This window comes from Gillisia sp. JM1, assembly GCF_000424645.1.
Taxonomy (GTDB): Bacteria; Bacteroidota; Bacteroidia; order Flavobacteriales; family Flavobacteriaceae; genus Gillisia.
In genome coordinates, this window is record NZ_KE384218.1 from 1766615 (window position 1) to 1780997 (window position 14383).

Sequence of the window (14383 nt, forward strand, 5' to 3'; positions counted from 1 at the left end):
AATTCAGAACAAGAATGAACAAATATATTTTTAGCTTTTTAATTATTCTGATATTTTATCCCTGCACAAGTTTTTCTCAGGAGAATAATGAAAGTAAATCTGTTACAGATCTGGTACTTTATCAATTAAATAAGGAACGAGCCCTACTTAGAGAAAATGTAGATAGTAAGATAAAATTAATGGATGCCAAGATCACGAATCTGGACGAAAGCATTCGGACAACAAGTTCTTCTTCAGAAAAAGTAGATAAACTTTTAGAGCGCGTCCAAATACTTGAAGAGAGACAATTGGAACTAGATAAGAACGTAATAAGTGTATATAAATACAATTATAGTTCTGCTGTATTAAATCTGGCTTCGATGGAACGTGAGATCAAACCCTTAAATCTATTCAACAGCTCCAGAGATTTTTACACGACCTTAGACAAAGTCAGTAATCCTATGAATTACGAAGGATATGCCGCTTGGTTCAAGGAATTTGAAAAATATATTGAAGAGAATAAAAAAGATGAAGCAAGATTGGATGCGTTAAGCCATATAATTCATGTAACAGGGAATTTGGCTGAAGGAACTCCATTTACTGGGATGTTTGCGGGAAGCCTTTTCGACGGAATAGGTAGTTTTATTAATAGCCTGGGAAGAAGAGATAGAGATTTGCAGGAGAAAAGTATAAAAATGTTCAAACTAACCACTTCTGTTTCTCAGTTCACCCACGATAAAGACCTGATTGAAACTGAATGGAATTCTATTGGAAAAAGCTTGGATGAACTTAAAGAACTTCAAGAGAAATCCATGAACGAAAATATCGTTAACATTTTAGGTATCAATAAAAATGAATTTAGAAAGCGATTTACAGATGAAACAGACGCTAAGAAAAGAACACAGTATATACTGGATATTTCAAAAATAGCTGAAGATAAAATTGTAGAAGCACGAAACATGAATGGGGAGAATTGGAAACAGGAATTTTTCAATCAAATGGTCACGGTTCAAAATCTAAAAATCAGATTTGGAACACTTACGTTTAGAATTCTAGAGAACTTGGATAAATATAAGGTTTTGATTAAGAAATATAAACAAGACGAATATTTAAAAGATAAGGTAGATCAATTAGATCTAAAACTTAGTTTGGTGCGCAATAGTTTCGAATCTACTTTTAATCCGCAAGATTATATTAAGGCTTCTAATGAAATGTACATTGTAGAGTAATTCCTTAAAACACCTATTATAAAGCAAAAGGCGAGAACATTAGTTCTCGCCTTTTTTATAAAAATCACATATTGAATTAGAACTGAATATTCAATTTGGCATAGTAATATGCTCCACCAAATCCCATTTGTACAGAATCCCAATATCCACCACCCTCAACAAAATCGTCTTGTTGATCTGGATATATGTTAAAAAGGTTGTTGCTACCAATATTTAATTTTAGGTTATCAGTTAATTCGTAACCTAAATTTAAATCGGTAGTGATCTTTGGACTGTAAGTATCTGTAGCCGCCGCGATCTGATTCTCAAAACTCCCATAATCTGCTACGTCTTCAAATGTTTGATAATCTAATAATTCCACTTCACTAAATCTATTTAGACCTAAAGCAACATTAAACTTGTTGAGGTCATAATTTAAATTCAATATAAACTTACTATCTGGGGCAGATGCCAATAAAAATGCTTTATCGCGTTCTCCAAAGAAAGTTTGTTCATCTAAAGCACCATTTTTAACATCGGTAATTGTCATGTTGTTAATATTTCCAATAAGGCTGGAAGTCAAAGTTCCCTCTCCTAATTGTGTTTTGTGAGAAAGAACGATATCCAATCCAACAGTTTCTGTATCTGCTCCATTTGCGAAAGCTTGTGCTGCTTCCACGTTTTCAAATTGTGGTGGGAGCTCTGTAAAGTTTCCAGTTAGAACTATACGATCTTGAATATCTATATAATAACCATCTATTGTCGCGGTAAAACTTCCAAAATTTGCCGTAAAACCCAAAGACGCGTTGAATGCAGTTTCTTCTTGAAGCGGTCCAATACCTAAAGAGGCGGTTACCGGACTATTATTTGGAGACAACTGTGTTTCCAGAGCTACTCCGTTAACAAAGTTTGTGAATTTTAAGTTGTAGTAAATCTGAGCCAGGGATGGTGCCCTAAATCCAGTACTTACAGAACCTCTAAGATTTACATCGTCTGTAACTTTATATCTTGCTGCTAACTTACCATTGAGTGTACTTCCAAAATCGCTATAATCTTCAAATCTTGCAGCAGCAGCTAATAAAAATCTATCAGTAAATTCGAATTCCCCATCTATATAAAAGGAAATATTAGATCTGCTTCTGTCCACTTCGTTAGCTGGTCCATATCCAGGGAATCCTTGAGATCCACCAGGTCCAGCTGGTAATAAAGCTGTAATTGGAGTTGGAATTGGAACACCAACCTCGTTGAAGACAGGATCCCCATTTAAGTCTCTAACCACGTCATCATAAGCATTGTTAACAGACCCAGTACCATCATAAGTTGCATAAGAACCTTCTTCTCCCGCGAAGATCACGAAATTTTCCGTTTTATATTCTGCTCCAAAAGCAAAGTTTACACCTTCCAAAATATCTTCATAAAACTTAGAGAAATCCAGATTAACTGTATTCTGGCTTAAGCTATGACCACCTGCATCAAAATTAGTGGGTGAGTTAGCTTGTAGGGAGGCATTTAGAGTTCCCTTAATATAATAATGGAAGAAGTTCTTTCCCCAAGTATTACTCACATCTATTTTCCAACCGCTTTCAGTTTCAGTTCTAAAACCAGCAGCTACAGAGTTATCTGTAATAATTGAGGTTATTCTAGGAGTAAAACCAGCAGGATAGATACTAGTTACATTTCTATCTGTAGTACTATCTCTTGTAAAAGCATAGGCATCGGTGTCTCTATAATTTCTACCTCCAAAAGCGTAGAATTCAGAATTATCTGATAATGGCACTGCTACATTTCCGAAGAAATTAAAGCCATCTATAGCTGCCTCTCCAAAACCTCTTCTAAAATCAAATCCAGGTCTTAAAGTTTTATTTTTGCTGATGTATTCTGTAGTAAAATTGGCAAATCCTTCCTCTCCAATAGCCACACCATAATTTGCAGTTACTTTAACAGAACCCCCATCAAAAGATTCATCGTCTCCAATTTGGTTTCCATCTCTTTCGGTATCTAATCTATTTCCATCTGTATTTGCAGTTCCTTCAGGAAAATCTCCTTCTGCATTGGTGTTGTAAAAACCATAATTTATATTTCCGGTGAATTTTCCTACGTCATCATTTAGTACCAAGTTAATTACTCCTGCAATAGCGTCAGATCCATATTGTGCAGAAGCACCATCTCTTAAGATCTCAATTCTTTTAATTGCTGAAGCAGGGATTGCATTTAAATCTGTTCCTGTATTTCCTCTTCCTCGGGTTCCAAATATATTAATAAGAGACGATTGGTGTCTTCTTTTACCATTTATCAAAACCAATGTTTGATCTGGACCTAAACCCCTTAATGAGGCAGGATCAATATGATCTGCTCCATCTGATCCTGATTGTTTGTTAGCGTTGAAGGAAGGTGCTGCATACTGCAACAATTCATTTACTTCTATACGTCCTGTTTGAGTGGTAACAGAACTCACATCTATTACATCTATTGCCACCGGAGTATCTGTAGCTGTACGTTTTGGACCTCTAGAACCTACCAATTGAATTTCCCCTAAAGAAACTCCATCAGCAAGAGTTATATTTATTGTTGTTCTTGTGCCTACAACTTCTTCAGTTTGTTCAAAACCAACATAGCTATAAACTAGGGTCGCAACTTCACTTACATTTATAGCATAGTTTCCATCGAAATCTGTAGTAGTTCCATTATTAGTGTTCTTTTCAAAAACGTTCACACCGGGCAATGGCACGCCGGAGTTATCTGTTACGGTTCCGGTGACTTGCTGAGCCATAAGAAACCCTGGGGCATATAAAAAAATAAAAATTAATAAAATTTTGTTCATAATTAATTGGTTTTAATTGGTTAGAGTATTGAATATAACACATTTACCAACAAGGATTGAAAAAACCTCCTAAAGGAATATAGCCCAGTACTTTATGAAAGTTTGGTTATTGAATTAAAAATTGGTTTTTATATACTTAAAAGTATTACTTAGAGACCCATAATTATCAATTTTATCCAATAATTTGACATAAAAAAACCGCCTCAGTTTTGAGACGGCTTTAATTTATATTTTAGGGAATATGCAACTAGCTTATCCACATTTAGAAGATCCACAATCTTTACAGGTTAAACAACCTTCCTGATAGATTAGATTTGTAGAGCTGCAATTGGTGCATTTTTGTCCTTTTGCTTCGGTGCCGTCTGCTACATAACGTTTTAAGGCTCGAGCAACCCCGTTTTTCCAGGTATTTATAGATTCGCTGTTTAGTTGTAAACTATTAATAAGATCTACTGCACTCTCTATAGGCATGCCATGTCTTAAGGTACTGGAGATTAATTTTGCATAGTTCCAGTATTCAGGATCAAATTTATGAGATAGGCCCTCAATAGTGGTTTTATAACCTCTTTGGTTTTTATACTGGAAATCATATCTTGAATTTCCCTGCTCATTCTTATTTTTAATAATCAATCCGTTATCCACCCATCTTGGGATTAGAATTCCGTCTTCATCATCTGCCAAACCTGTAAAGATTTCATAAGGTTTGTCATCGATAAGTCCAATAAAGGCGATCCATTTCTCTTTATTATTTTGGAATCTGATTACATCTGCCTTCAACTCAACCGGTCTCTTGGTTGAAAATCGAGTATTACTTTCTGTAGTTTCCTTTTTCGCTTCATTAGAAATAAGGACACCGCTTCTAGAGCCATCTCTGTAAACGGTTACTCCTTTACAGCCAACTTTCCATGCTTCCATATAAAGTTTTCCAACAAGCTCCTCTGTAGCGTCATTTGGTAAATTGACTGTTACACTTATAGAGTGATCTACCCATTTTTGAACAGCTCCCTGCATTCTCACTTTACTCAACCAATCTATATCATTGGAGGTGGATTGGTAATATGGAGATTTTTTAACTAATTCATCCAGATCTTTTTGAGTATAATCATTACTTATTTCATGACCATTTACCTGCATCCATTCTTTAAAACGGTGATGAAATACAACATATTCCTCCCAAGAATCTCCGGTTTCATCTACATAATCTACGCTTACATTTTTATCATTTGGATTTACTTTTCTTCGTCTTTTATAAACAGGCATAAACACAGGTTCAATCCCAGAGGTAGTTTGGGTCATTAAACTTGTGGTTCCTGTGGGAGCAATAGTTAACATCGCAATATTTCTTCTACCGTGTTCCAGCATTTCATAATACAGCTGTTCATCTGCTTCTTTTACACGCTGAATAAATGGATTGTTTTTTTCTTTATCTGAATCATAAAAAGCAAAAGCTCCTCGTTCTTTAGCCATATTAACAGATCCTCTATAAGCTTCTAAGGCTAAAGTTTTATGAACTTTTACCGAAAACTCAATCCCTTCTGGACTTCCATATGCAATTCCTAAAGCTGCGAGCATATCGCCTTCTGCAGTGATTCCTATTCCTGTACGTCTGCCTTCATTAGCCTTCTTTTTAATTTCTAACCAAAGATTTCTTTCTACCCTTTTTATCTCTTCATTTTCTGGATCTGTATTAATTTTTCGAAGAATATCTTCAATTTTCTCTAATTCTAGATCGATAATGTCATCCATCATTCGCTGTGCTGCAGCAACATGTTTTTTAAACAATTTAAAATCAAAAGTTGCTTCTGAAGTAAATGGATTTTCAACATAAGAGAAAAGATTAATAGCTAAAAGTCTGCAAGAGTCATAAGGACAAAGAGGTATTTCCCCACACGGGTTAGTAGAAACAGTTTTATAACCAAGATCTGAATAACAATCTGGCACTGATTCATTAATGATGGTATCCCAAAATAAAATCCCAGGCTCGGCAGACTTCCATGCATTATGAACAATCTTGTTCCATAATACCAAAGAATCTATCTCCTTAGATTGTTTAGGATTTTTACTATGTATCGGAAATTTTTGCACATAAGGAGCTGTATTTTCCACAGATTTCATGAATTCATCGTCTATCCTAACAGATACATTAGCGCCAGTTACCTTTCCCTGCTCCATTTTGGCATCTATAAAGTTTTCAGAATCTGGATGATTTATGGAGATTGACAGCATTAAAGCACCGCGTCTTCCATCTTGAGCAACTTCTCTGGTAGAGTTTGAGTATCTTTCCATGAAAGGCACAATTCCGGTAGAGGTTAGGGCAGAATTTTTTACAGGAGAACCTTTGGGTCTAATATGCGAAAGATCATGTCCAACCCCACCACGACGTTTCATTAACTGTACTTGTTCTTGATCAATTTTCAAAATACTTCCATAGGAATCGCTTTCTCCATCGCTACCGATTACAAAGCAATTAGAAAGTGAGCCCACTTGAAAATTATTTCCTATTCCCGCCATTGGGCTGCCCTGTGGTACTATATATTTAAAGTTCTCGATTAATCCCATAATTTCCTCTTCACTCATAGGATTAGGATATTTTGCTTCAATTCTGGCAATTTCTTTGGCAATTCTCACATGCATATCTTGTGGAGATCGCTCATAAATATTATCGTAAGAATCTTTTAAAGCGTATTTGTTTATCCAAACTCTGGCTGCTAGTTCATCTCCTTCAAAATATTTTTTGGAGGCTTCAAAAGCTTCATCCTGAGTATAGGTTTTGTTCTGGGTGAGATTGGTTTCAACTTTCATTAATTATAATTGTAAGTGGTTAAAGGCTGTACTTTCGATATTGTAAATGTAGTTAAAAACTATTGATTTTTTAAAACGTAAAATCAATAAAGTTTACAGCTAAACTTATTTAACATACTGATTATCAATAATATAATTATTTGTGAACAAAAGATTGTTCACAAATTTATTTTTTTATAAAATTTATAAAGTTTAAAAAATACCGAAATTTGTTTTCAATTTGATCCCTGAATTCCGTGATAAATTGTTCAAAATAGCTTCCTTTTTTAAAAGTTGAAGTAGAACTGCAAAGATGAAATTAGAGATTTAAAATATGCCTTAATTCGAGAAATATTTTTATTATTTTTTAGATGATTATTACTTAATTGAGGCTGTCTTTTCTCGGTTCAAATCTCTATATTTGCAGCCGCAAAATAGCAGCATTAAATTAAAAAATATGAAAGCCGGAATTGTAGGATTACCTAATGTTGGAAAATCAACACTCTTTAATTGTTTATCTAATGCAAAAGCACAAAGTGCAAACTTTCCTTTTTGTACTATAGAACCAAATATTGGAGTTGTGAATGTTCCGGACATGCGACTTCAAAAATTAGAATCTTTGGTTAATCCAGAGCGTGTACTACCTGCAACAGTAGATATAGTAGACATTGCTGGACTTGTAAAAGGAGCAAGTAAGGGGGAAGGTTTAGGGAATCAATTTTTAGGGAACATAAGGGAGACAGATGCAATTCTGCATGTTTTGCGTTGTTTTGAAGATGATAATATCATACACGTCGATGGTTCTGTAGATCCTGTTAGGGACAAAGAGACCATAGATATGGAGCTTCAGCTAAAAGATCTTGAAACGATAGATAAGAAATTAGAAAAAGTAAAGAGAGCTTCTAGAACTGGTAATAAGGAGGCTCAAAAAGAGGAAGGAGCATTATTGAAGGTGAAAGCTGGATTGGAAGCAGGTAAATCTGTTCGAGCTCTGGATCTTACCGAATCTGAAAGAGAAGAATTTATTAAGAATCTTCAACTTATTACAGATAAACCGGTAATGTATGTGTGTAATGTAGATGAAAAAGCAGCTGTAGATGGGAATGCATTTGTAGAGCAGGTGAAAGTAGCGGTAAAAGATGAAAATGCTGAGGTAATCGTTTTGGCAGTAGGGACTGAAGCTGATATTACTGAGCTTGATGATTACGAAGAAAGAAAAATGTTTCTTCAGGATATAGGATTGGATGAACCGGGTTCAGCAAAACTTATTCGCGGAGCTTACAGACTTCTTAAGTTACAAACCTATTTTACTGCAGGAGTTAAAGAAGTTAGAGCTTGGACCATTCCAGTTGGATCTAGTGCCCCTCAAGCTGCAGGAGTGATACATACAGATTTCGAAAAAGGTTTTATTCGTGCTGAGGTAATCGCCTATGAGGATTTTGTTTCTTTAGGGAGCGAAGCCAAAGTAAAAGAAGCTGGAAAAATGAAAGTTGAAGGAAAGGAATATATAGTTAAAGACGGAGATGTAATGCATTTTAGATTCAACGTATAATTCAAAAATAAAATATCACCAGAATTTAAATCTTGCAGCAATGTGAGATTTTCTGTTTTTAGTCAAGAAGAATATTGATTCCGGATAGTCAAGTTTTTTGTAGGTTATTATCTTTAACTAAGGATGTTCACGTTTTTCGTTATCCTATGTTTGTGCCAAACTTCGCATTCAGTTTGACAAGCAGAAAAATGTCAGTGGAGCAGAATCTCTTAGATAAGAGATCCCTCCTCCGTGGGGATGACATCTTACTTTAATGCAGGTCTTGATTCAGCATCTCATCCTGTTATTAAAAATCAACAAATTTATGTTAAGACTCTGAATCTGTCAATGTATCGGGACAGTATGACGATAACCATAAGATACTTTGCTGATAATTTTTTTTATAATCAGAATTTAAATCTTGTCACAATTTGAGATTTTCTGTTTTTAATAAAAAAATTCAATTTAATTTCTCTAGAAAAATAATTGGCAATTCTTATTAAAATATTCTTAATTTCTTTGTTAATTACTTTGTTGGCTACCTATTTCAATTTTTTAATGTAAGCCTTATATTAGCGACTCAATGCCACAGACTATTTATGATAGAAGAAACTAAGTATACCGAAGATAATATTCGTTCTTTAGACTGGAAGGAGCACATTAGAATGCGCCCCGGAATGTATATTGGAAAGCTTGGTGACGGTTCTACTGCAGATGATGGGATTTATATTCTTCTAAAAGAGGTTTTAGATAATAGTATAGATGAGTTTGTCATGGGAACAGGTAAGACCATTGAGATTTCTGTTCAAAACCAACGGGTAATTGTTCGGGATTACGGGCGTGGTATTCCATTAGGGAAAGTGGTAGATGTAGTGTCTAAAATGAATACGGGTGGGAAGTATGACTCCCGGGCATTTAAGAAATCTGTTGGATTAAACGGAGTGGGAACAAAAGCAGTTAATGCATTGTCTTCCAATTTTAAAGTAGAATCTACCAGAGATGGAAGATCTAAATCTGCAGAATTTGAGCAGGGAAATTTGATAAATGAAGAAGAACTTGATGAAACTTCAAGACGTCGTGGAACAAAGGTTTCCTTTACTCCAGACGAATCTATTTTCAAAAACTTTAAATACCGTAATGAGTATATCGAAAAAATGCTCAAAAATTATGTGTATTTAAATCCTGGACTTACTATAATGTTTAATGGTGAGAAATTTTATTCTGAAAATGGATTAAAAGATCTTCTGGGAGATAGTATAAATGAAGATGATCAATTATATCCAATTATCCATCTAAGGGGTGAAGATATAGAACTTGCACTTACACACAGTAAAACTCAATATTCTGAAGAATACCATTCTTTTGTAAATGGACAAAATACTTCTCAAGGAGGAACGCATTTAGCCGCCTATAGGGAATCTTTAGTAAGAACCATCAGAGAATACTTCGGGAAAAACTATGAATCTTCAGATATTCGAAAATCTGTTGTTACAGCAATTAGTATAAAAGTAATGGAGCCTGTCTTTGAAAGTCAGACCAAAACTAAATTAGGTTCTACAGATATGGGTGGCGATTTACCAACCGTAAGAACACACATTAACGATTTTCTAAAAAAATATCTGGATAACTATCTTCATAAGAATCCGGAGACTGCAGATAAATTACAAAGAAAGATTTTACAGGCAGAACGCGAGCGGAAGGAATTATCGGGAATTAGAAAATTAGCCAAGGATAGAGCGAAAAAATCAAGTTTACACAATAAAAAACTTAGAGATTGTAGAATTCATTTAGGGGATAGTAAGAAAGAGAAATATTTAGAATCTACTTTATTTATTACCGAGGGAGATTCTGCGAGTGGTAGTATCACTAAATCCAGAGATGTGAACACTCAAGCTGTTTTTAGTTTAAAAGGGAAACCTTTAAATAGCTATGGACTTTCTAAAAAGATCGTTTACGAGAACGAAGAATTTAATTTATTGCAAGCAGCCTTAAATATAGAAGAATCTATTGCAGATCTAAGATATAACAATATCGTAATTGCAACAGATGCCGATGTAGATGGAATGCACATTAGGTTGTTATTAATAACATTTTTCCTTCAGTTCTTTCCAGAGCTTATAAAAGAAAATCATTTATATATTCTACAAACTCCCTTATTTAGGGTTCGGAATAAAAAGGAAACAATATATTGCTACAGCCAGTTGGAAAAACAACAAGCTGAAGAGAAATTGAGCGGGAAAGCAGAAATCACCCGATTTAAAGGACTTGGAGAGATATCTCCAGACGAATTCAAGCATTTTATTGGGGAAAATATTAGATTGGATCCTGTAATGTTAGATAAAGAAATGTCTATTGAAGAATTGTTAGGGTTTTATATGGGTAAAAATACGCCAGACAGGCAGGAATTTATAATAGATAATTTAAAAGTCGAACTCGATTTGATAGAGGAATAGCCTATGAGGTTTAAAAATACTAGTGAAACTAAGCTTGTTCCACCTATTTACATGTTAATTGTAGCAGCTTTTGTAACAAATATCTTTGTGAATTTGGAGTTAATGGCTTCAGACAATGAAAGCACTATTACTTTCAGTCATTTTCTACCAAATATTTTACTTATTATTTTCGGAATTTATTTCCACAGAATCGGGCAGCTTTTCGATTTTGATAGTGATGGGGAAACGCTGAATTTTAAGAACAATGGCTTGTTTTTTTCAAAATTCATTGAATACCGAGTAAAAAGAGCAGAATTTCCAAAAGGAAAACTAATAGATTTTAAAGTTATAGATCTCTTTTTTTATGCCACGCTCAGAATTTATATTAGGAGTAGAAGAAAGAAAGGACTAAGAAAATACACCTTCAATATTACCTTTTTAAATAAAAAGAAGAAACGAGGAATGATCGAGTCGCTTAGAAAAGTACTTGAGAAAAACAAAGCAGCGTCTTAATGGATTTAGAATATCAAGATAATTCCCAAGAAGCCCCAGAAGAACAGGAGCAGTCTAAAGAAAAACTTATTCGGGTTACAGGAATGTACAAGGATTGGTTTTTAGATTATGCTTCTTATGTAATTTTAGAACGTGCTGTTCCGGCTGTAGAAGATGGTTTTAAACCAGTACAGCGCAGGATCATGCATTCTATGAAAGATCTGGATGATGGGAGATACAATAAAGTAGCAAATATAGTTGGGCATACCATGCAGTATCATCCTCACGGTGATGCGAGTATTGGAGATGCCATGGTGCAGGTTGGGCAAAAAGAACTGCTTATAGATATGCAGGGAAACTGGGGGAATGTTTTTACCGGCGACCGCGCAGCTGCCCCTAGATATATTGAAGCTAGGCTTTCCAAATTTGCTTTGGAAGTTATTTATAATCCTAAAATAACCAATTGGCAGCTTTCTTATGATGGTAGAAAAAAGGAACCAGTAAATCTACCTGTTAGATTTCCTCTATTACTTGCTCAAGGCGCTGAGGGAATTGCGGTAGGATTAAGTACCCGTATTTTACCTCATAATTTTATTGAACTTATAGATGCTTCCGTTAAACATTTAAAGGGGAAGAGTTTTAAACTATTTCCAGATTTTCCAACCTCAGGAGAAGCAGATGTTTCAAATTATAATGATGGGAAACGTGGAGGAAAAGTAAGGGTTCGCGCAAAAATATCTCTATACGATAAGAATACACTGGCAATAACAGAGATACCCTTTGGCACTACAACCACTTCTTTAATAGAATCTGTATTAAAAGCAAACGATAAAGGCAAGATAAAGATCAAGCGAATAGAGGATAACACTGCAGAGCATGTGGAGATCTTGATCTATTTACCGCCAAATGTGTCTCCAGATAAAATGATAGATGCATTATATGCGTTTACTACCTGCGAGAATTCTATTTCTCCTTTAGGTTGTGTGATCATTGATAATAAACCGATCTTTCTTGGAGTTTCAGAAATGCTGAAACGATCTACAGATCACACTCTCAGTCTTCTTAAGAGTGATCTGGAGATTAGATTAGAGGAGTTTGAAGAGCAATGGCATTTTGCATCATTAGAACGAATTTTTATAGAAAACCGGGTCTATCGTGATATTGAAGAAGAAGAGACTTGGCAAGGCGTTATAAATGCGATAGATAAGGGTTTAAAACCACATACCACACATTTAAAACGTGCAGTTACCGAAGATGACATTACTAGATTAACAGAAATCCGAATTAAGAGGATATCTAAATTCGATATAGATAAAGCGCAACAAAAGATTGATGCCCTAGAAGATGAAATAGCACAAGTGAAACATCATTTAGATCATCTTGTAGACTTTGCTATTGCCTATTTTGCAAGGTTGAAAAAGGAGTATGGAGCAGGAAGGGAGCGTAAAACAGAGCTTAAACTATTTGAAGACATAGAGGCTTCTAAAGTGGCTATGCACAACACAAAGCTTTATGTAAATAGAAAAGAAGGGTTTATTGGAACCTCTTTAAAAAAGGATGAATTTGTTGCAGACTGTTCAGATATAGATGATATCATTTGTTTTACTGCAGATGGTATAATGATGGTTACCAAAGTAGATTCCAAAACATTTATAGGAAAAGATATTGTTCATGTGGCTGTCTTCAAAAAGAAAGATAAGCGGACTATCTATAATTTGATCTATCGTGATGGAAAAGGCGGTTCTTCTTATATAAAACGCTTTGCAGTGACTTCTATAACCAGAGATCGGGAATATCCTGTTTCTCAGGGTAAAAAAGAGTCCAAAATCTTATATTTTTCAGCAAATCCTAATGGTGAAGCTGAGGTTGTTACTGTGTATCTTAGACAAGTAGGCAGTATTAAGAAGCTTAAATTTGAAGTAGACTTTGCAGATATGGCAATAAAAGGCCGAAATGTAAAAGGAAATATCGTCACCAAATATGCAGTTAAGAAAATAGAGTTGAAGGAGGAAGGAGTTTCTACACTTAAACCTCGGAGAATTTGGTTTGATGATAGTGTGAAGAGGCTAAATGTAGATGAACGTGGAGATTTATTAGGTGAATTCAAGGGAGAGGATAGGCTATTGCTAGTTACTCAAGATGGAGTTGCTAAAACCATTAAGCCAGAATTAACCACTAGATTTGATGATGAATTTATAGTTCTGGAAAAATGGGTCCCTAAAAAACCTATCTCAGCAGTTTATTGGGAAGCAGATAAGGAGCGTTATTATGTGAAGCGATTCTTAATTGAACATGAAGATAGAGAAGAGCAGTTTATAGGAGATCACGAAAAGTCTTATTTAGAATTGGTTTCTACAGATTATATTCCGCAAGTAGAGCTTGTTTTCTCTAAAATCAGAGGAAAAGAACTTAGAGAAAATCAAATAATTAATATTGAAGAATTTATTTCAGTAAAAGGAGTTAAGGCACTTGGAAACCAGTTGACTACAGAAAAAATTAAGCAAATTAATTTATTGGAACCTACGCCTTATGAGGTAGAGGAAGTGGTTCTCGAAGATTTGGAAGTTCAGGAGGAGGAAGTTGTCGAAGGAGAGGAAAATAAGAAGCAAGAAAGCAACTCTTCAGGGATAGTGTATAAAGAGAAAAATAATGGAGAGGAAAGTCAAACAAAATTATTTGATGAGTAATGGGTTTGTTTAAAGAATTCAAGGAGTTTGCCGTTAAAGGCAATATGATAGACATGGCGGTGGGTATCATAATTGGTACTGCCTTTAATAAAGTTGTGGACGTTCTGGTTAAACAAGTAGTATTACCACCTCTTTCCCTGCTCACAGATGGGGTTAATTTCGCAGACAGAAGAATTATACTTCGGGATGGAATTGATGCTACTCAAGTTGGTGCTGTGGAATTAAAAGAGATAGCTATAGGCTATGGCGCTTTGGTAGAAGCTATGCTGGATTTTGTGATCATTGGATTTACCATTTTTCTCGTAGTAAAGTTCATGAATAACTTCAGAAGAAAAGCGCAAAACCCTAAAGATAAAACTGTTGAAACTCCTAAGGAAATTCAGTTGCTGTCTGATCTAACAGTTTTAATGCAAGAGCAAAACGATCTTCTAAAAAACAGAAAAATCGAATAA

Annotated in this window: 8 protein-coding genes; 6 read left to right on the top strand and 2 right to left on the bottom strand. The window is 34.9% G+C overall.

The genetic code is table 11. From position 1 onward, the window contains the following. Window positions 1–14 precede the first annotated feature (14 nt). The gene (locus tag H033_RS0111185) at window positions 15–1208 is read left to right on the top strand and encodes a hypothetical protein (protein ID WP_026838404.1); all 1194 of its coding nucleotides are present in this window, start codon (window positions 15–17) and stop codon (window positions 1206–1208) included. A gap of 76 nt (window positions 1209–1284) precedes the next feature. On the opposite strand, the gene H033_RS0111190 is transcribed toward H033_RS0111185, so the two are convergent. Together H033_RS0111190 and H033_RS0111195 are read right to left on the bottom strand one after the other, a co-directional pair. Next, window positions 1285–4008 carry a TonB-dependent receptor gene (locus H033_RS0111190; protein ID WP_026838405.1) on the bottom strand — a complete coding sequence of 908 codons (2724 nt, stop codon included), beginning with the start codon at window positions 4006–4008 and terminating at the stop codon, window positions 1285–1287. A gap of 252 nt (window positions 4009–4260) precedes the next feature. Then, entirely contained in the window at window positions 4261–6810 is a 2550-nt protein-coding gene (locus H033_RS0111195) for an adenosylcobalamin-dependent ribonucleoside-diphosphate reductase (RefSeq protein ID WP_026838406.1), read from the bottom strand. Window positions 6811–7246: 436 nt separating this feature from the next. Here H033_RS0111195 and ychF point away from each other — a divergent pair, with 436 nt between their 5' ends. From ychF to mscL, 5 genes are all read left to right on the top strand, one after another. Continuing rightward, window positions 7247–8341 (top strand): redox-regulated ATPase YchF, encoded by a 1095-nt coding sequence (gene ychF, locus H033_RS0111200; protein ID WP_026838407.1) that lies wholly within the window; start codon window positions 7247–7249, stop codon window positions 8339–8341. Between the two features lie 578 nt (window positions 8342–8919). Continuing rightward, entirely contained in the window at window positions 8920–10773 is a 1854-nt protein-coding gene (locus H033_RS0111205) for a DNA topoisomerase IV subunit B (protein ID WP_026838408.1), read from the top strand. A gap of 3 nt (window positions 10774–10776) precedes the next feature. Further along, entirely contained in the window at window positions 10777–11265 is a 489-nt protein-coding gene (locus H033_RS0111210) for a hypothetical protein (protein WP_026838409.1), read from the top strand. Further along, the gene (locus H033_RS0111215) at window positions 11265–13931 is read left to right on the top strand and encodes a DNA gyrase/topoisomerase IV subunit A (protein ID WP_026838410.1); all 2667 of its coding nucleotides are present in this window, start codon (window positions 11265–11267) and stop codon (window positions 13929–13931) included. The genes H033_RS0111210 and H033_RS0111215 overlap by 1 nt, the downstream gene beginning before the upstream one ends. After that, entirely contained in the window at window positions 13931–14383 is a 453-nt protein-coding gene (mscL, locus tag H033_RS0111220; RefSeq protein WP_026838411.1) for a large conductance mechanosensitive channel protein MscL, read from the top strand. The genes H033_RS0111215 and mscL overlap by 1 nt, the downstream gene beginning before the upstream one ends.